The 16883-nt window shown below is 72.4% G+C and carries 17 protein-coding genes and 1 tRNA gene; 7 read left to right on the top strand and 11 right to left on the bottom strand.

The annotated features are described in order from the left end of the window. The first annotated feature begins 191 nt into the window (after positions 1–191). Positions 192–1235 (top strand): GTP 3',8-cyclase MoaA, encoded by a 1044-nt coding sequence (gene moaA, locus MLV88_RS20860; RefSeq protein ID WP_255821247.1) that lies wholly within the window; start codon positions 192–194, stop codon positions 1233–1235. Between the two features lie 134 nt (positions 1236–1369). Here moaA and MLV88_RS20855 read toward each other — a convergent pair whose 3' ends face one another. The 3 genes from MLV88_RS20855 to MLV88_RS20845 all read right to left on the bottom strand — a co-directional run bounded on the left by MLV88_RS20855 (position 1370) and on the right by MLV88_RS20845 (position 4718). Further along, entirely contained in the window at positions 1370–1792 is a 423-nt protein-coding gene (locus tag MLV88_RS20855) for a cobalamin B12-binding domain-containing protein (RefSeq protein WP_242338131.1), read from the bottom strand. 140 nt (positions 1793–1932) lie between these two features. Next, entirely contained in the window at positions 1933–3699 is a 1767-nt protein-coding gene (locus tag MLV88_RS20850; protein WP_242355010.1) for an acyl-CoA mutase large subunit family protein, read from the bottom strand. 152 nt (positions 3700–3851) lie between these two features. Next, complete coding sequence (locus MLV88_RS20845) at positions 3852–4718, bottom strand: hypothetical protein (RefSeq protein ID WP_242338135.1); 867 nt, start codon at positions 4716–4718, stop codon at positions 3852–3854. A 120-nt stretch (positions 4719–4838) separates the two neighbouring features. On the opposite strand from MLV88_RS20845, the gene MLV88_RS20840 reads away from it, so the two are divergent. After that, a tRNA-Met gene (locus tag MLV88_RS20840) sits at positions 4839–4912 on the top strand. A gap of 151 nt (positions 4913–5063) precedes the next feature. Here the strand turns inward: MLV88_RS20840 and MLV88_RS20835 are convergent. After that, complete coding sequence (locus MLV88_RS20835; protein WP_243338607.1) at positions 5064–6023, bottom strand: hypothetical protein; 960 nt, start codon at positions 6021–6023, stop codon at positions 5064–5066. Positions 6024–6183: 160 nt separating this feature from the next. Here MLV88_RS20835 and MLV88_RS20830 point away from each other — a divergent pair, with 160 nt between their 5' ends. The 3 genes from MLV88_RS20830 (at position 6184) to MLV88_RS20820 (ending at position 6928) form a co-directional block, all read left to right on the top strand. Then, positions 6184–6399, top strand: a complete 216-nt coding sequence (locus MLV88_RS20830; RefSeq protein WP_242338139.1) for a hypothetical protein — start codon at positions 6184–6186, stop codon at positions 6397–6399. Between the two features lie 191 nt (positions 6400–6590). Beyond that, positions 6591–6767, top strand: a complete 177-nt coding sequence (locus MLV88_RS20825) for a hypothetical protein (RefSeq protein ID WP_242355008.1) — start codon at positions 6591–6593, stop codon at positions 6765–6767. After that, on the top strand, positions 6767–6928 hold the full coding sequence (locus MLV88_RS20820) for a hypothetical protein (RefSeq protein WP_242338143.1): 162 nt from the start codon (positions 6767–6769) through the stop codon (positions 6926–6928). Before MLV88_RS20825 ends, MLV88_RS20820 begins: the two co-directional genes overlap by 1 nt. On the opposite strand, the gene MLV88_RS20815 is transcribed toward MLV88_RS20820, so the two are convergent. The 4 genes from MLV88_RS20815 to MLV88_RS20800 form a co-directional block, all read right to left on the bottom strand. After that, positions 6925–7992: a lysylphosphatidylglycerol synthase transmembrane domain-containing protein gene (locus MLV88_RS20815; protein WP_242338145.1), complete on the bottom strand. Its 1068-nt coding sequence runs from the start codon at positions 7990–7992 to the stop codon at positions 6925–6927. The genes MLV88_RS20820 and MLV88_RS20815 overlap by 4 nt on opposite strands. 145 nt (positions 7993–8137) lie before the next feature. Then, positions 8138–9079, bottom strand: a complete 942-nt coding sequence (locus tag MLV88_RS20810; RefSeq protein WP_242338146.1) for a 2-hydroxyacid dehydrogenase — start codon at positions 9077–9079, stop codon at positions 8138–8140. Further along, complete coding sequence (locus tag MLV88_RS20805) at positions 9076–9276, bottom strand: DNA gyrase inhibitor YacG (RefSeq protein ID WP_374109403.1); 201 nt, start codon at positions 9274–9276, stop codon at positions 9076–9078. The genes MLV88_RS20810 and MLV88_RS20805 overlap by 4 nt, the downstream gene beginning before the upstream one ends. Before the next feature lie 96 nt (positions 9277–9372). Next, positions 9373–9888, bottom strand: a complete 516-nt coding sequence (locus MLV88_RS20800) for a TlpA family protein disulfide reductase (protein ID WP_242338148.1) — start codon at positions 9886–9888, stop codon at positions 9373–9375. A 56-nt stretch (positions 9889–9944) separates the two neighbouring features. Between MLV88_RS20800 and MLV88_RS20795 the strand changes: the two genes are divergently transcribed. Together MLV88_RS20795 and MLV88_RS20790 are read left to right on the top strand one after the other, a co-directional pair. Then, positions 9945–12527: a TonB-dependent receptor domain-containing protein gene (locus tag MLV88_RS20795; RefSeq protein WP_242338150.1), complete on the top strand. Its 2583-nt coding sequence runs from the start codon at positions 9945–9947 to the stop codon at positions 12525–12527. A gap of 5 nt (positions 12528–12532) precedes the next feature. Beyond that, positions 12533–13513, top strand: a complete 981-nt coding sequence (locus tag MLV88_RS20790; RefSeq protein WP_243338605.1) for a hypothetical protein — start codon at positions 12533–12535, stop codon at positions 13511–13513. Positions 13514–13617: 104 nt separating this feature from the next. Here MLV88_RS20790 and MLV88_RS20785 read toward each other — a convergent pair whose 3' ends face one another. Genes MLV88_RS20785 through MLV88_RS20775 form a run of 3 tightly spaced genes read right to left on the bottom strand, consistent with a single transcriptional unit; the run spans position 13618 to position 16859 of the window. Next, positions 13618–15339, bottom strand: a complete 1722-nt coding sequence (locus MLV88_RS20785) for an MlaD family protein (RefSeq protein ID WP_243338602.1) — start codon at positions 15337–15339, stop codon at positions 13618–13620. Continuing rightward, positions 15336–16103, bottom strand: coding sequence for an ABC transporter ATP-binding protein (locus MLV88_RS20780; protein ID WP_242338154.1), 768 nt, complete (start codon positions 16101–16103; stop codon positions 15336–15338). Before MLV88_RS20780 ends, MLV88_RS20785 begins: the two co-directional genes overlap by 4 nt. A 3-nt stretch (positions 16104–16106) precedes the next feature. Continuing rightward, positions 16107–16859, bottom strand: a complete 753-nt coding sequence (locus tag MLV88_RS20775) for an MlaE family ABC transporter permease (protein ID WP_242338156.1) — start codon at positions 16857–16859, stop codon at positions 16107–16109. Between the last annotated feature and the right edge of the window lie 24 nt (positions 16860–16883).

Raw genomic sequence — 16883 nt, 5'->3', positions numbered from 1 at the left:
CGCCGACGGCTGGCCGCCGTCGTCGGGGCCCCACCCCTGCTCGGCGGGGCCCGTGAACGGTCGCGCCCGCTTCGCGGGTTCGCGACCGTTCCCCGCCGGAGGGGCTTCGCCCCTCCCGCGCTTCGCGCGGGGCCCTCCCACGGATCACCGGAACTGCGCCCTGCCCCGCCGCTGGCCGCCGTCACCACCGGATGATCTGGACCGCGCTTATCGGGTATAAGGGGCGCGTGTCCGAGCCCGTCAACGCGTTGCCGGTGAGCGGGCCCCTCGTCGACGGACAGGGGCGCAAGATCCAGTACCTGCGGCTGTCCCTCACCGACCGCTGCAACTTCCGCTGCTCCTACTGCGCGCCGATGGGGCCGGACCGGCAGGAGGACCCCCTCTCGCGGCCCGAGCTCGCGCGCGTGGTGGGGGTGTTCGCGAAGCTCGGCATCCGGCGCGTGCGGCTCACCGGCGGCGAGCCGACGCTCCGCCGCGAGCTCCTCGACATCGTGCGCGACGTGAAGGCGACGCCCGGCATCGAGGAGATCGCCCTCACGACCAACGGCCACGCCCTCGCGACGCACGCGACCCTGCTGCGCGACGCGGGCGTGTCCCGCCTCAACGTCTCGCTCGACACGCTCGATCCGGCGAAGCTCCAGCGAATCTCCGGCCGCGCCGCGACGCTCGAGCGGATCGTCTCCGGCATCGAGGCCGCGTTCCGCGCCGGGTTCGACTCGGTGAAGCTGAACGTGGTCGTGGTCCGCGACGAGAACGAGGACGAGCTCGGGAACCTCGCGCGCTTCGCCTGGCGCTTCGGCGCGACCGCCCGCTTCATCGAGCTCATGCCGTTCGGGCCGGGGAAGCCCGTGCCGACCTCGGAGGTGAAGCGCCTCCTCGAGGCGCAGGGCATCCGCCTCGAGCCGGACGCGACGCGCGGCTGGGGGCCCGCCTACCACATGCGCGGCACCTCGGACGTCGGCGGCGCGCCGGTGCACGGCCTCGTGGGCTTCATCGGCGCCATGACCGAGAACTTCTGCGACGGCTGCAACCGCGTGCGGGTCGGCGCGGACGGCTCCCTGCGCGCCTGCCTGGGCGGCCGGGACCGCGTGCCCCTGCGCGAGCTCGTCCGCTCCGGCGCCTCCGACGAGGAGATCGCCCGGGCGGTGCGGACGGCGCTCCTTGCGAAGGGCGAGCGCCACGAGATGCCGAAGGGCGGCGCGGGGCTCCTGCCGATGATCGGCTCGGGCGGTTAGCCGAAAGCCGCGAGGCGCACGAGCCCGTCGCCGAGCCGGGCGCAAGAGGAGCGGAGCAGCGCAGGCGTACTGCTTCCGGTACGCCGAGCAGCGAAGCGACGAGTCCGCCCGGCGCAGGCAGGGATCGTGCGCCGCTAGGCGGCCGCGACGCGCGGGCGGATGTTCGCCCGGATCCAGTCGATGATGCCCTGCGTCGGCGAGCCGGGCAGGAACACCTCGGCGACGCCCTTCTCCTTCAGCTTGGGCACGTCGTCCTGCGGGATGATCCCGCCTCCGAAGACCACGACGTCCTTCGCGTCCTTCTCCCCGAGGAGCTCGACCACCGCGGGGAAGAGCGTCATGTGCGCGCCGGACATGATGGAGAGGCCGATCGCGTCCGCGTCCTCCTGGATGGCGGCGGCGACGATCATCTCCGGCGTCTGATGCAGGCCGGTGTAGATGACCTCGAAGCCGGCGTCGCGCAGCGCGCGGGCGATGATCTTGGCGCCGCGGTCGTGACCGTCCAGGCCGGGCTTCGCGACGACGATGCGGAGGGGACGCTCTTTCGCGGGGCTCATGCCTTCGTCTCCGTTGAAATGACGACAGTTCCAGCGCTCCGCTGGTGTACCGCAACTCCGCGGCGTTTCGCCACCCGAGCGACCCGCCGGGATGAAGACCGCTCGACTCGACGGCGCGACCCAGCCGGCCCGGCCGGCGGCTAGAAGCGCCCGTCCTCCCGGTAAACGCCGTGGACCTCGCGGAAGACGTCCGAGATCTCGCCGAGCGTCGCGTAGGCCTTCACCGCGTCGATGACGGACGGCACGACGTTCGTGCCGTCCCTGGCCGCGCGCTCGATGGCGGAGAGCGCGGCGGCGGCCCGGGCCGCGTCGCGCGAGGCCCTCACCTCGCGGAGCCGCTCCACCTGCCGGCGCGCCACGGTCTCGTCGATCTTGAGGATCCGGATCGGCTCCTCCGCCTCGGTCCTGAACGCGTTCACGCCGACGACGATCCGCTCGCCCGCCTCGACGTCGCGCTGGTAACGGTAGGCGCTCTCGGCGATCTCGCGCTGCGGGTAGCCCTCCTCCACCGCGCGCAGCATCCCGCCCATCTCGTCGATGCGCCGGATGTGCTCGAGGGCGCGCCGCTCCATCTCGTCGGTGAGCCACTCGACGTAGTGGCTCCCGGCGAGCGGATCCACCACGCGGTCCACGCCCGACTCGTGCGCGATGATCTGCTGCGTGCGGAGCGCGATGGTGACCGCCTCCTCGGTGGGGAGCGCGTAGGTCTCGTCGAGGGAGTTCGTGTGGAGCGACTGCGTGCCGCCCAGCACCGCCGCGAAGGCCTGGAGGGCGGTGCGGACGACGTTGTTGTAGGGCTGCTGCGCGGTGAGCGAGACCCCGGCCGTCTGGGCGTGGGTGCGGAGCAGCAGCGACTCCTTCTTCCTGGCCCCGAACCGCTCCTTCAGCGTGCGCGCCCAGATCCGGCGCGCGGCCCGGAACTTCGCGACCTCCTCGAAGAAGTCGTTGTGCACGTCCCAGAAGAAGCTGAGCCGCGGCGCGAACGCGTCCACCTCGAGCCCGCGATCGACGCACTCCTGCACGTACTCGATGCCGTCCGCGAGCGTGAAGGCGAGCTCCTGGACCGCGGTCGCCCCTGCCTCGCGGATGTGGTAGCCGGAGATCGACACCGGGTTCCAGCGCGGCATCTCCTTGGCGCAGAACTCGATGACGTCGCAGTTCACCTTCACCGCGGGAGCGGGCGGGATCATCCACTCCTTCTGCGCGATGTACTCCTTCAGCATGTCGTTCTGGAGCGTGCCGCCGAGCTTCGCACGCGGGACGCCCTGCTTCTCGGCGACGGCGACGTACATCGCGAGCGCGATGACCGCGGTCGCGTTGATGGTCATCGAGGTGGTGACCTCGTCGAGCGGGATGCCGTCGAAGAGGAGCTCGAGGTCGCGCAGCGTCGAGACGGCCACGCCCTCCTTGCCGACCTCGCCCCGGCTCATCGGGTGGTCGGCGTCGTAGCCCATGAGCGCGGGCATGTCGAAGGCGGTCGAGAGCCCCGTCACGCCGTGCTGGAGCAGGTACTTGAAGCGCCCGTTCGTGTCCTCGGGGCTCCCGAAGCCGGCGAACTGGCGCATCGTCCAGAGCCGCCCGCGGTACATCGTCGGCTGCGTGCCGCGCGTGAACGGATAGCGGCCCGGGTAGCCGACGTCGCGCAGGTAGTCCGTCTCGCGCACGCTCGCCGGATCGAGCACGTCGGGGATCGGGATCCCCGAGTCGGTCTCGAAGCGCGCCTTGCGGTGGACGAGCTTCCCGAGGGCCTCGGCGAGCTCGCCCTCCGTCCACGACTCGCGCTCGGCGAGGATCCGCTGGAGCTCCTCCCGCGCGAACGTGGGGTGCTCGGCGCGCTCGGGCGCGGCGGGCGTGTCCTTCCGGGTCGTGGCGGCCTTCCGGCCGAGCTCCTTCGCCGCCTTCGCCATGTCCCCTCCGTGCGCGGTGCCCCGGACTTCTATCCCCTGCCCGGAAGCGACGCAGGGGATCCGGCGGGGCGGCCCGTCGCGAGGGGGCGCGGTGCCCCGCCGAGGCCCGGAGACGGGAGCCGCAGCAGGCAACCGGCTGCTGGCGGGGCGCGTCAGTACTGACCGTAGATGTAGACCGCCGGCATCACGCCGAACGCGCCGAGATCGCGCTCCTTGAAGAACACGTCGGCCTTCCCCGCCGTGTAGAGGAGGTTCAGCTCTGCGCCGACGAAGACGTGCTTGTAGCCGAGCGCGCCGCCGAAGACGCCGCCCGTCGTGTGCACGAAGCCGGTCGAGTCCGTCCCGAGCAGCCGCTCCTGCGCGGCGCCGCCGTCGTAGACGATCGGGAGATCGGGGATGACCTGGACCTTCCAGCGCGTGAGCGTGTAGCGCGCCCCGACGTAGGTGTGGGCGATCTCGCGCCACTGGCGACCGGCGACGAACGCGAGCTGGAAGTCCGTGAGCCCCGCGTCGCCGTGCAGGACGTTCTCGATGACGTCGCCGAAGGTGCCGAGGTCGCGCGTTCCCCAGCCGGCGAGCAGCGTCCCGGCCCAGCCGTCGGTCCCAGGGTCGCGCGGGCCGAACGCCTGCCAGCCGAGGTCGAGGCCCTTCGAGTCCGGGCCCCAGTGAATCCCGCCGTCGAAGCCGGGCGCGAAGCCGTAGCGCGCGGACACCTCCGTGTGCGACGAGAGCGGGGCCACGAGCGCGAACCGGAACGCGGCGTCCACGACCGGCTCCACGTCGGCGGCGTTCCAGCACGAGCCGCTGCCGTCCGGGCAAGCCGTCGCCTTGGAGCGCAGGTTCTCGGCGAGGTCCCGCCCGTCCCGGACGATCGCGGCGGCCTGGGTGTTCACCTGGTAGCCCGAGCCGAAGCCGGCGCGGAACGCACCCTTCGGCGCGACGCGCCCGGTGTTCGCGACGAAGCTCGGGGCGGCGCAGGCACTGGCGGCGAGGAGCGTCAGGATGGCGAGGGGGCGCATGACCCGGATGGTAGCAGGTGGCGCGGCCTCTCCGCCGTTCCGCAGCCTCTCCCCGCCCGCCGTACACGCTTGACCGCTCGCGCGCGAGGCCCTATAAACCCGCGTTCTCGAAAGCCTCTCGGTGAGGTAGCTCAGTCGGCTAGAGCGAGGGTCTCATAATCCCTAGGTCGAGAGTTCGATTCTCTCCCTCACCACTCCTCCAAGGCCGCCTTCCGAGGCGGCCTCTGTTTTTCCCGGGGTGAGTCGGGGACAGACCCCAACGTGGAAGCCGGGACCGGCGGCCTGCGCGTCGTGCCACGGGCTCGGTCGATCAGCCGCGATTTGAATGAGCGTCGACGCGCGTCCTCAGCAAGTCCCCGAATCGCCGACACTCGACGCGTGCTCATCGTCGCCGCCGGTCCGCGGCGTGACTGGCGGGCGGCGAGCCTTCACGAAGGCCGGTGCGTGTCGAGAGCCCCGACCGAGCGCGATCACTCCGAGTGCGAGCAGCATCCAAACGGCCGGCGTGCCGCCGGCGCTGGAGCAGCCGCTTGTGGAGCGGACGGGATCCGTCGCAGTGCCGGGCGTGGCGCCGCCCGTGTCTCCACCGGTGGATACGTTTTCTGCGCACAGCGGCGCTGAATCGAGCAGCGGCCGCGCGGCGCCCACTACCGGCGGAGGATCTTCGATGCCCCCGTTGCAGGCGAGCTCGAAGTCCACGATGGGTGAGACGATCTTCGCTCCGCCAGCAATCTGCGCGGAGAGCACGGCGGGATGGCGTCCGGTCGTCAGGCCGCGGTCCGCACTCGTCAACCCGCCGCAGCTCGCATGCACGAGGAGAATTCGACGGCGCTCCACGGGGGTGTAGCTCGAGCCGGGCTCGAGGAGCCCATCGGCTCCTACGGCTCCTGCCTCCTCGATTGCCCATCGCATCCCGTCCACCGACAGCTCCCAGGCGGTGACGCGCAGCCACGGCGACAGGGTTCCGGGCTCGAGTCGAAACGCGGCCCACGCGGCCGTGATTTCCTGCGCACACTGCCCGGGATCCCCTGCCTTCACGTTCCCGTGTCCGGTGTTGGCGAGCGAGAAGCCGTCGATTCGCTCGGGAACCGCCGCAGCGGCTGTCGCCGTGAACGAGGACTCCCGGCACGGCCCCGGTCCGGACGAGCACATCGAGCTGAGCCGCACGGTGTAGCGTTCGCCCGCAATCCACGGTGAGTGCGGTCGCACCACCAGGGAGTAGCCGTCGAGCGAGGTCTCGTGATCTGCCGGCACCGGCGACCCATCGGCGCGGTGGACCGTCACGCCGCCACCGATGGCACGCATGGTGAGCGCAGGGGCGTTCGCCGGGATCGTCTCGCCTTCCGCGGGAGCCAGCCGACCCCAGCACCCGGGGTCGCTCGATGAGCATGCGGTTGCGTTCCGCGGGGCGAGAAGGGAGGTGACCAGCGCGGTGCCGGTAAGCAGAGCACGTGCGCGACGGTGAGTGCGCGTCATGCTCGGCAGCTTTGCTCAAAGTGGATGCGATATCAATGAGCAGCGCGCCTACCGTCGAACACCTCGCGCGCTGCTCGAGACCGACACGCAGGGTGAGCAGCGCACCCACGGTGAACGGCACGCGGTGGTCGGCAGGGGCGGTGACGGCGAAGCGCGCGATCCAGGGCGCGCCGCCGAGGAAGCCGACGGGCGAGGCTGCGCGTGAGCGCGCGCCGGGGGTCGCAGCAGGCGCCGGCGCCGCCCGCGCGCGGTGACCTCGGTCCGGACAGACAACGTCAGACGGGTGTGATAACCACCTCCGTCGTCCGACCCACGCCTGGGCTGCGAGCCTGGATTCTTGCTCGCGGCCTTCCCCGTGGTACACGGATACGGCTGGGCGATATCGGAGGATTTCGGATGGGGAAGGTGCAGTCGTCCCAGGCTTCGATCTCGACGCGGACGCAGGAGTTCACCCCGCGCGAGCTTCCGCTCAAGGTCCCCGAGAACCCACCCCGTCAGGCGCCACGACCTCCGCGGCGCCCGGCCGACCGCATCAAGGAAGCCCTGCTCCGCTGGCTCGAGGAGGAGATGTGATGCTGGAGCTCTTTCCCTTCGACGACGAGTCGCCCTCCCTCATCGACGAGCTCGTGGAGGAGATCGACGCCGCAGTGGACGCGTCGTTCCTCGGCGAGCTGTCCGAGGTGCTCGAGCGGGTGAAGGTCGCGCGCGAGCAGGTCGCCGCCGCGATCGCCTAGTCCCGCGAGGCCGCTCCGGGCTCGCCGCGGTACTCCGCCTCCTCGGCCTCGAGGCCCGTCTCGATCGCGCCCGGCGCGGCGAAGAGTCGCCCGAGCTGGATGTGGCGCGAGAAGAGGAAGAAGAGCCCGAGCGCGACCTGCTGCGCGAGCTGCACCGCCCAGATCACGTTCGCGAACGCGACGCCGCGCGTGGCCACCGCCTCGCGTGACGCGAAGAGCGAGAGCCCGAGGACGATCGCGCCCTGGAACGTGCCGATCATCCCGGGGCCGGCGGGAATCATGACGCCGACGACGAGGACGCCGAGGATCGTGCAGGCCTCGACGGCGCCGAGCTGGAACCCGAACCCGCGGGCGAGGAGCGCCATCCCCCAGGCGTTCAGGCCCCAGTAGCCGGCGGTCAGCAGGAGGAAGAGCGCGAGCTTGCGCCGGCTCGGCACGAGCCGCAGCCCGTGGATGAACGCGTCGAGCATCCCGGACGCGCGCGCCGCGAGGCGGGGCGAGAACGGCCGGAGGAGCGCCTCGGAGAAGCGCACCGCGAGCACGCGGTTCCGGTAGGCGCCGACGAGGAACGCGAGCAGCGCGAGGAACGCGAGCGACACGACCACGCCGGCCGTCCTGAGGAGCCGCACGCCGGGCGTGCCGTCCGGCACGGCGAGGAGCGACACGACGAGCAGGAGGCCGGTGAACACCCCGTCCACCACGCGCTCGACCACGACCGAGGAGAGCGCGGACGAGACGCGGAGGCGCGGGCGCTCGGCGACGAGGTATGGGCGGGCGAACTCGCCGAGCCGGAACGGCAGCACCACGAGCGCCATGAACCCGACCGCCGACACGGCGTTGAGCTTCGAGAAGGGCAGCTTCGCGACCGGCTCGAGCAGGAGCCCCCAGCGCACCGTCCGGGCGAGGTGGATGCCGACGAGGATGAGCACGTACGGCGCGAGGTAACGGTAGTCCGCGACGCGGATCTCCTGCGCGATCGCGGCCACGTCCTTGCCGCGCAGCGTGAGCCAGAGCGCCGCCCCGGAGATCGCGATCCCCACGAGCGCCTGCACGATGCGTCTCACGCGAGCTCCTCCCAGGCGCGGCTGCGCCGCGAGCGCGACGCGTGCTGCCCTCCGGTCACTCCGGCGGCGCCGCGGGTGGGCGGTGATACCACGCGGGCGGCACCCCGGCCAGGGGCCGAAGTCTCGCTCCTCCCGGCCGCGACCATCAGGGCACCGGGTACAGCGGCGGATCGCCGCGCGCGACGCGGGCCACGTCCTCGAGGACCCGCCGTGCCATCGCCGCGCGCGTCTCGCGCGTTCCGGAGCCGAGGTGGGGGGTGAGCACGACGTTCGGCAGGCGCAGGTACGCCTCGGGCACGCGCGGCTCGTCCGGGAAGACGTCGATCCCCGCCGCCCCCACCCGGCCGGCGGCGAGCGCCTCGGCGAGCGCAGCGTCGTCGAGCACGCCGCCACGCGCGGTGTTCACGACGATGGCGCCGGGCTTGAGGCGCGCGATGCGCTCGCGCGAGAGGAGCTCGCGGGAGTCCGGCGTGAGCGGCACGTGGAGGGAGACGAAGTCGCTCTCCGCGAGCAGCCGGTCGAGCGAGACGCGCTCCGCCCACGGGACGCCGGCCTCGCGGGGGCTCGCGTAGAGCACGCGCAGCTCGAACCCGCGCGCGCGGCGAGCGAACGCCTGGCCGATGCGGCCGAAGCCGATGACGCCGACCGTCTTGCCGGTCACCTCGGTCCCGAGCATCCAGCTCGGGTCGGCCTCGGTCCAGCCGCCGGACCGGACGATCCGGTCCGCCTCGACGACGCGGCGCGCGGCCGCGAGGAGCAGCGCCATGGCCTGGTCGGCGGTGGCGTCGGTCACGACCCCGGGCGTGTTCGTGACGAGCACGCCGCGCCGGCGGCAGGCCTCGAGGTCGAGGTGGTTGACGCCCACGCCGTAGGAGGCGACGTGCCGGAGCGCCGGGAGCGCGTCCAGGAGGGCGGCGTCCACGCGGTCGAGGTAGGTCGGCACGAGCACCACCGCGTCGCGTGCCTCCTCGACGAGCCGCTCGCGGGGCGGCGGGCGAGGCGCGCCGCCGCGGATGTCGAAGAGCTCGCGCAGCGGCGCGAGCTCCCCGCCCGGCAGGGCGCGGACGAGGTAGAGCACCGGCTTCACGCGTCGTCCCCCTCGGGCTCCTGCGGCGACTCCGGCGCCTCGACGCCGTCGCCGGGACGCGGCCCGGGGATGCGGTAGTCCTCGCCGAGCCACTTGCCGAGATCCAGCAGCCGGCAGCGGGCCGAGCAGAACGGGAACGCGCGGTTCTCGGTGCGAGGTAGGACGGGCTTTCCACAGATCGGGCAGGCGCGCGGCACGCCCGAGATCTACCGCGAGCGCCGGGCGCCGTGCATCTCGATCCGTGCCCGCCCGGCCGCCCGCCCTCGCGGCGTCGGTCGCCCGGGCCAGCGCACTCAAGAGCCCGGACAGCTCGCCGGCAGGAGCGGACGGATCGCCTCCTCGAGCTCGGCGCCCGCCATCCCGCCCTCGAAGACGTGCCGCACCTTCCCCTCCGCGTCGAGGACGTAGGTGCGCGGGTAGCCCCGCACGCTCCACGGCTCGAGCGCCTGGGCGCGCTCGTCCACCAGGATCGGATACGGGATCTGGGGCGCGGCGCGCAGGACGTCCTCGCGCGCGGACTCCTCCGCGACGCCCAGGATCTCGAAGCAGCGGCCGCGGTGCGCGCGCCAGACCTCTGCGAACTGGGGGATCTCCTCCCGGCAGGGTCCGCACCAGGTGGCCCAGAAGTTCACCGCGACCACCTTCCCGCGCAGCGCGGCGACGTCGACCGGACGCCCCTGCAGGTCGGGCAGGACCAGCGGCGGCGCGAGCTCGCCGGAGCCGCGGGACGACCCCGCTCCGCGCAGCAGGAGCTGCGTGACGACGACGGCGGTGACCGCGACGATGAGGAGCTTCAGCCAGTTCCGCATGGGCCTGGAAAGTATAGGCGCCCCTCGGCGCCAGACCGTAAGATCCACGCGCCTCGATGAGGATTCACGCGCTACTCCTCGGAGCGGTCCTCGCGGCCTTCCCGTCCGCGGCCCGGACGGCGCCGGCCCCCGAGGAGGCCCCCGAGGCGGGCGTGCTCACGCGCGCGCCCGAGCTCATCGCGTTCGTCCCCGCCGAGTACCCGCCCGACGCCGAGGCCGCCGGGATCGAGGGCTCGGTGGAGCTCTCGATCGTCATCGACGTGCACGGCGAGGTGCACCAGGCGGTGGTGGTCGACCCCGGGCCGCACCCGGGCTTCGCCCCCGCGGCGCTGCACGCCGTGCAGCAGTTCCGCTTCCGGCCCGCCGAGATCGACGGCAAGCCCGCGCCGGTCGAGATCGCCTACCGCTACGACTTCGTCCTCCGGCGCGCGACGCCGCCCCCGCCGGCCGAGTCGCCCGTGGTGCTCGCCGGCCGCGTCATCGAGCGCGGGACCCGCACCCCTGTCGCGGGCGCCTCGATCGACGTGGGGGGCGTCGCGACCGAGACGGACGCGGACGGCCGCTTCTCGGTGCGCGGCGTCGCGCCCGGCCCGGCCCCGGTGCGCATCGTCTCGCCGGAGCACGAGACCTTCACCGTCACGGAGACGATCGAGGCCGGGAAGCGCCTGGAGGTGGAGTACCGGCTCTCGCGCCGGAGCTACGATCCCTACGAGGCGGTGGTGCGCGGCGAGCGGCCGCGGCGCGAGGTGAGCGTCCACACGCTCGAGGTCGAGGAGATCCGGACCATCGCCGGGACGCAGGGCGACACGCTCAAGGTCCTCCAGAACCTGCCGGGCGTGGCGCGCAGCCCGTTCGGGATCGGGCTGCTCGTGGTGCGCGGCTCGGAGCCCACCGAGACGAACGTCTACCTCGACGGCATCCCGGTCCCCCTGCTCTTCCACTTCGGCGGCATCACCTCGGTCGTCTCCTCCGACGTGATCGAGTCCCTCGAGTTCCTCCCCGGCAACTTCGCGACGCGCTACGGCCGCGCGCTGGGCGGCACCGTCGACCTGCGCACGCGCGAGGGGCGCGACGCCTTCCACGGCTCGGCGCAGCTCGACGTGTTCGACGGTCGCGTGGAGCTCGAGGGGCCGGTCGCGGGCGGGACCGGGTTCCTCGCCGTCCGGCGCAGCTGGGTGGACGCCGTCCTCGCCGTCGTCCTGCCGCGCGTGGCCCCGGACACCGCGAGCGAGCTCCGCGTCGCGCCGCGGTACTGGGACTATCAGGCGAAGTACTCGCACCCGCTCCTGGGCGGCACCCTGTCGCTCCTCGGCTACGGCTCGGACGACAAGCTCGAGTTCGTCGACCGCGGCGAGTCGTCCGGCCGGCCCACCTTCTACCTCTCCACGGTCTTCCACCGGGTCGGCGCGCGCTGGCGGCGGGCGATCGGGCCGGCGCGCAACGATCTCGTCGTCGCGCTGGGGCGCGACAGCTTCGACGTGCTGCAGTCCTCGAACTTCGGCGTCCTCTCCGAGCTCCGCTCGCTCACCCTGCGCGACGCCCTCACCTGGCGCGTCTCGGAGCGGCTCACCCTGGAGGCCGGCGTCGACGCCATCCTCCGGTCGTTCGACTACTCCATCTACGCGCCGCCCATGAACGCCCCCGGCTCGATCGACCAGCAGGGCCAGGAGCGGCCCGAGGCGACCGTCGGCGAGAGCACGCGCGGCTCCTGGCTCGCGCCGGCCGGCTACGTCGAGGCGGACCTCCGCGCCACGGCGCGGCTGCGGCTCGTCGCGGGGGTGCGGCTCGACGGCGACTCGCGGCTGCGCGGGCGCAAGACGTGGCTCGATCCGCGCCTCTCGGCGTTCTACGACCTCCGCGAGGGCACGACGCTCACCGCGGCGGCCGGGCTGTTCGGCTCCGCGCCCCAGGTGCAGGATCTGACCGAGACCTTCGGCAACCCGAACCTCGGCGCGCAGCACGGGCTCCACCTCTCGCTGGGCGCCCGCCAGGCGCTGCCGTGGTCGGCGCGCCTCGAGCTCACCGGCTTCTACAAGCGGCTCCGGGATCTCGTCGTGCCTACGCGGGCCACCGACGCCGCCGGCAACCTCGAGCAGCTCTCGAACGGCGGCCGAGGCCGGGCGCTCGGGATCGAGGTGCTGCTCCGCCGCGAGCTCGCGCGGGGCCTGTTCGGCTGGCTCTCGTACACGTGGTCGCGCTCGGATCGCCGCGACGACCCGACCATGCCGTCGTACCCGGAGTGGCACCCCTTCCCGCTCGACCAGCGCCACATCCTCGCGCTCGTGCTCTCCTACCGGCTGCGCGGCGACTGGATCCTCGGCACGCGCGTGCGCGGCGTGAGCGGCAATCCCTACACGCCGTTCGAGGGCAGCGTGTACGACGCCGACTCGGGGCGCTACCAGTGCATCCCCGGCCCGAGCCGGTACTCCCGACGCCTGCCGGGGTTCTTCCAGGCGGACGCTCGACTCGACAAGCGCTTCGTGTTCCGCTCCTGGATGATGTCCGTGTACGTCGACGTGCAGAACGTCACGAACCGCGAGAACGCCGAGTTCCGCTTCCCGAGCTACGACTGCTCGGAGACGGTGGCGATCCCCTCCGTCCCCGTCCTGCCTGCCCTCGGGCTGCGCGCCGAATGGTGACCCCGATGCCCTTCTCAAGGCTCGCCGCGGCCGCCGCGCTCGCCCTCTCCGCCTGCAACACCGGCTTCCCGCCGCAGTACCTCGTCGCCGACCTGCGCATCCTCGCGGTCCGCTCGCAGGTGGCGGGGAGCCTCGCGGCCGACGCCCGGCTGGGCGACACCGTGCGGCTCACCGCGCTCGTCGCGAACCCGCTCGGCCGCGCGCCGCTGCGCATCCGCTGGGCGACCTGCATCCCCGACGGCACGGAGGCGCTCCCGCCCTGCCTCGACCCGGAGGCGCTGCGCGACGTGGATCGGCTCCTCGCCGCGCCGGGAGTGATCGCGCTCGGCGAGGGCAGCGCGATCGAGGTGCAGGTGCCGGAGGTCGCCGGCGCGTTCGACCGGCTCATCGCGCGCGCCGAGGCGGAGCCCGCGCTCGCCTGCCGGCTCTACCTCGAGCTCCCGGTGCTGGTCGTCGCGGACGCGGGCGCGGAGCGCGAGGTGGCGGTGAAGCGCGTCCGGCTCACGCCCGGGAGCGAGATCGCGGGGACCGACCCCGCCGGCGCCTACGTCACGAACTCGAACCCGGTGCCGCTGACGGTCCGCCGGGTACCGACCGAGGACGTGCCGTGCGGCGAGGGCGTGCCGGTCCTGGTGCCGTGCCAGGACGCCTCCGCGTGCGGCGGGGCGGCGTGCGGGGGGGACGGCCTCTGCGCCGCGTCCTTCCCGGAGGGGCGGGGCGTGCTCTGCGCCCGGGCGGACCCGGGCGCGGCGGACCCGCCTTACTATCAGTGCGCGCCCGACGGGACGCGCATGGGGTTCTTCGAGTCGCTCGACTGGCAGTGGTACGTGACCGCGGGCCGGTTCCCGGAGTTCACGGGGGTGGGGAACGCCACGGGCGACGCGGTGGAGTTCGAGGCGCCCGCGGGGCCGTTCACGATGTGGGTCGTCCTGCGCGACGGCCGCGGCGGCGAGGCGTGGCTCGAGCGCCAGGTGCCGGGCCGCTGAAGGGAAGCGGCGCCTAAACGTCCGCCATGATTCGCGAACAGGCGAGCGACGCGAGCCCGCCGGGGCGACGCCGCGGAAGCGGCGAAGCCGCTCGCGGCGGTCGTTTAGGGCGCCGCGCTCGCCGCGCTGCCGAGCCCGGCGCCGAGGAGCGTCTTGATGTCGTCGTCCGTGAAGTAGAGCCCGCCGCCGAAGAAGACGTCCGTGCCGACGTTGAAGCTCCGGCCGCCGGGGTACTTGCCGGTCTCCCACTGGTTCAGGAAGTCGTCGACGCCGCTCGTGACGTAGAAGTGCTGGAAGAAGTGGTAGTTCGCCCAGATCTTGGCGCGCGGGTACACGGAGCGGCCGGGTCGGGAGAACTGGTACATGTTCACCGACAGCTGCAGCGCGTCCTGGAGGAGGTGCAGGTCCGAGCCGACGCCGCCGGAGCCCTCGATGATGCCGGCGCGGAAGGTGACGGGCCCGTAGCGCTTCGCGAGCTCCAGCGACACCGAGAGCTTCTCCTCGTTCAGCGTGCGCGTGACGAGCGTCGTGCTCTCGACGTTCGAGCCCGGCGGCCGGGTGGTGATCGTCTCGGTCGTCACGGTGTTCACGCCGCGTGGATCGGAGACCAGCTCGATGAGGTAGTACTTGTCGGGCCGCGGCATGAGCCGCGCGCCGAAGTAGATCTTGGAGCCCGGACGCCCCTCGGAGACGGTCTGGTTGAGCAGCCACTCCGAGCGGAGCTGGAGCTGCACCTGCAGCTTCACGAGCCGGTCGACGTAGTCGCTGACCCCCTCGACCGCTTCGCCCATCTTGCGGCCCAGGCGCTCGTCCACGAGGAGCTTGCCCGCCGGGCTCTTCCCCTCGTTGACCTTGTCGAGCATCGAGTCGAGCTTGCCGAGGCTCCCGTTCAGCCGGTCCACGGCCTGGCGCACGCCGCCGATCTCCGCCTGCGCGACCGCGCGCTGCTCGGGGGTGAGCAGCGTCCCGCCCGGAGCGCCCGGAGCGCCCGCCGCCCCCGGCGCTCCAGCGACCCCCGGCGTGCCCGGCGCGCCCGGCTCACCCCGGGCTCCCGGCACGCCGCGGCCGGCGCCCTGCGGGTCGATGATGTCCTGGACGCTCGCGAGGACCGTGTTGAGGCGCGCGGTGAGATCCTCGACGTTGCGCGCGATGTTGTGGATCCGGTCCTTGTCGCGGCCGGCGATCTCGGAGATGTCGCCGGTGAAGTCGCGCGTGTTCTGGAGGATCTGCGCGAGCGTCTGACCGTTCTCGGCGACGACCTGGTCCACCTCGCGGGTGATGCGGGCGAGGTTCTCGATGATCTCGCGCAGGCTCCCCTGGTTGCCGTTGACCGTCTTGGCGAGGTCGCCGGTGATGGCCTGGACGTCGATGGCGATCTTCGCCATGGCGTCCATGAGCTCCTGGGTCGTGGCCGCCGCCCGCGCGCACGCGATCTCGCGCTTCTCCTCGGGGAGGTCCCGGAGGAGCGGCGTCGCCTCCGTGCCCGGCGTCGCCTCGAGGATGGCGTCGGGGAGCAGGGCCGAGGGGTAGGTCTTCGTGAGGCACGCGTCGGCGTGCAGCTCGATGTCGTTCTTGACCCGGATCTCGAGGCGCGCGCGGGCGCCCTCCAGCCGGATCCCGTCCACCTCGCCGATCTGGATGCCGGCGATCTGCACGCGGCTCTTCCAGGTGAGGCCGGTCGCGTCGCGGAAGTACGCGTACACGACGTAGCTGTCACGGTCGGAGAAGCCGCCCTTGCGGAAGAAGGTGAGCGCGACGAGGAACGCGATGCCGGTGACGGCGGCGAGGATGCCTACGGCGAGCGCCCTGTTGACTCCCGGCTTCAAGCGGATCGGTCCTCGGAGGCCTGCTTCTCGAACCACATCGAGAGGAACCGCTGCACGTATGGGTCCTTGCTCTCCCGCACCTCTGCGGGGGTCCCCTCGGCGGCGAGATGCCCATCGTAGAGCACCGCGAGGCGGTCGGCCACCTTGAAGGCGCTCGCGATGTCATGGGAGATGACCATGCTCGTGATCCCGAGCGCCCGCTTCGCGTTGAGGATCATGCCGTCCACGTAGTCGGTGGTGATGGGATCGAGGCCGGTGGTCGGCTCGTCGTAGAGCACCACCTGCGGGTCGGAGACGAGCGCGCGCGCGAGCGCCACGCGCTTGCGCATGCCGCCGGACAGCTCGGACGGCCAGCGCGGGAGGACCTCCTCGCCGAGATCGACGACGCGCAGCTTCTCGATCACCCGTCGGCGCACCTCGTCCGGGTGGACCCGCTCCCCGCGCCGCTTCTCCGTGAGCGGGAAGGCCACGTTCTCGTACACCGTCATCGAGTCGAAGAGCGCGGCGCCCTGGAACACCATCCCGAAGAGCTGGCGCGCCTCGGTGAGCGCCTTCCCGTGGAGGGCGGAGATCTCGCGCCCGCCGACGTGCACCGAGCCGCGGTCGGGCTTGAGCAGCCCGATGACGTGCTTCATGAGGACGGTCTTGCCGGACCCGGAGCCGCCGAGGACCACGTACGTCTGCCCCTCGGGGATCGTGAGCGTGATCCCCTTCAGGACGTGGTTGTCGCCGAACGACTTCCAGAGATCGCGGACCTCGATCACGGCTCAGGTCCCCACCGAGACGAAGGTGATCGCGTAGTCGGCGAGCAGGATGAAGATGGAGCTCGCGACGACGCCGCGGGTCGTCCCCTCCCCCACTCCCTTCGCGCCGCCGGTCGCGGCGTAGCCGCGCCAGGTGGTGATGACCGAGACGATGAGCCCGAACACCACCGCCTTGAGCAGGCCGTGGAGGATGTCGCTCACGTTCATGAACTCCTGGGTGTGGGCGAGGTACGGACCGATGGGGATCCGCGCGACGTACACGCCCATCACGAACCCGCCGGCGTAGCCGAGCGCGTTGAAGAGCATGGTGAGCACCGGGAACATGAGCAGGGACGCGATCACCCGCGGCACGACCAGGTACTGGATGGGGTTCACCGCCATCGACTCCATGGCGTCGAGCTGCTCGGTGACGCGCATGGTGCCGAGCTCGGTCGCGATGGCGCTGCCCGCGCGGCCGGTGACCATGAGCGCGGTGAACACGGGCGAGAGCTCGCGGGCGAGGGAGAAGGCGACCGAGCCCCCGACGTAGCCCTCGGCGGCGAACTGCTTCATCGCGAAGTTCATCTGCAGCGCGAACACCATCCCGGAGAAGGTGCCGGTGACGCCGACGATGAAGGCGGAGCCCACCCCGATGAACGCCATCTGGGCGAGCACGAGCTCGGGCCGGAACGGCGGCCGGAAGATCCACGCGACCATCTCGACCGCGAAGAGGAGCATCCGGCCGAAGTCCTCGAGGGCGGCCTTCAGGCGTTCCATCGGCGCGCACTATCGCATGGCGGC

This window comes from Anaeromyxobacter soli (assembly GCF_022808855.1).
Lineage (GTDB): Bacteria > Myxococcota > Myxococcia > Myxococcales > Anaeromyxobacteraceae > Anaeromyxobacter > Anaeromyxobacter soli.
This window is presented reverse-complemented; position numbering and strand designations above follow the sequence as displayed.

Bases quoted from the DNA above. Each gene is read 5' to 3' on its own strand.
- moaA (WP_255821247.1), top strand. From the start codon at position 192: ATGATCTGGACCGCGCTTATCGGGTATAAGGGGCGCGTGTCCGAGCCC.
- MLV88_RS20855 (WP_242338131.1), bottom strand. From the start codon at position 1,792: ATGAGCCCCGCGAAAGAGCGTCCCCTCCGCATCGTCGTCGCGAAGCCC.
- MLV88_RS20850 (WP_242355010.1), bottom strand. From the start codon at position 3,699: ATGGCGAAGGCGGCGAAGGAGCTCGGCCGGAAGGCCGCCACGACCCGG.
- MLV88_RS20845 (WP_242338135.1), bottom strand. From the start codon at position 4,718: ATGCGCCCCCTCGCCATCCTGACGCTCCTCGCCGCCAGTGCCTGCGCC.
- MLV88_RS20835 (WP_243338607.1), bottom strand. From the start codon at position 6,023: ATGCGTGCCATCGGTGGCGGCGTGACGGTCCACCGCGCCGATGGGTCG.
- MLV88_RS20825 (WP_242355008.1), top strand. From the start codon at position 6,591: ATGGGGAAGGTGCAGTCGTCCCAGGCTTCGATCTCGACGCGGACGCAG.
- MLV88_RS20820 (WP_242338143.1), top strand. From the start codon at position 6,767: ATGCTGGAGCTCTTTCCCTTCGACGACGAGTCGCCCTCCCTCATCGAC.
- MLV88_RS20800 (WP_242338148.1), bottom strand. From the start codon at position 9,888: ATGCGGAACTGGCTGAAGCTCCTCATCGTCGCGGTCACCGCCGTCGTC.
- MLV88_RS20795 (WP_242338150.1), top strand. From the start codon at position 9,945: ATGAGGATTCACGCGCTACTCCTCGGAGCGGTCCTCGCGGCCTTCCCG.
- MLV88_RS20790 (WP_243338605.1), top strand. From the start codon at position 12,533: ATGCCCTTCTCAAGGCTCGCCGCGGCCGCCGCGCTCGCCCTCTCCGCC.
- MLV88_RS20775 (WP_242338156.1), bottom strand. From the start codon at position 16,859: ATGGAACGCCTGAAGGCCGCCCTCGAGGACTTCGGCCGGATGCTCCTC.